1 protein-coding gene is annotated in these 635 nt (G+C 53.9%); it reads right to left on the bottom strand.

Annotated features, from left to right (window positions below; translation table 11 throughout):
• Positions 1–169: 169 nt before the first annotated feature.
• On the bottom strand, positions 170–635 hold a 466-nt coding region (locus A918_RS20945), incomplete at its 5' end, for an efflux RND transporter permease subunit (protein WP_198013311.1).

Here is a 635-nt window from a genome sequence, read left to right on the forward strand (position 1 = left end):
AGCTTCTGTTGAGAAAGCTGCCCTTTAGAGCATTTCACAGTCAAGTTGGATCAACTTGACTTCTTGATTATGTCAAGTTGGATCAACTTGACGCCCGTGATAATGCAACCAAATAAAGAATCTAGAGCGCTATGATCCAATCTGGACGTAAACCGCTCTAGCATTTGAGCTATTGTACTAACACCGGTTCAGCCGGTGGCACCTCGGAGCTATCTTCCGGCTCCGGATGCTCAGGCTCTTTCACACGGAACCATGCCACATAAAGCGCAGGCAGGAACAGCAATGTAATAACAGTTCCGGCAATAATCCCGCCCATCATGGCATAGGCCATCGGCCCCCAGAACACTTCACGGGAAATCGGGATCAGCGCCAGACTGGCCGCCGCTGCGGTCAGCGCAATCGGACGCATACGATGCTGGGAAGCCTGATAAACAGAATCCCACGGATGCATCCCCTCTTTGATATGATCCTCCACCTGCACGATCAGGATCACCGAATTGCGGATCAGGATACCGATCAGCGCCAGCACACCGAGAATGGCCACGAAACCCAGCGGCTTGCCGCTTGGCAGCAAGGCCGCCACCACACCGATCAGACCGAGCGGAGCAACCGCCACCACTAGAAACAGCCGCTGA

Origin of the sequence: Pseudochrobactrum sp. AO18b, from assembly GCF_000409565.1 — a bacterium.
GTDB lineage: Bacteria > Pseudomonadota > Alphaproteobacteria > Rhizobiales > Rhizobiaceae > Pseudochrobactrum > Pseudochrobactrum saccharolyticum.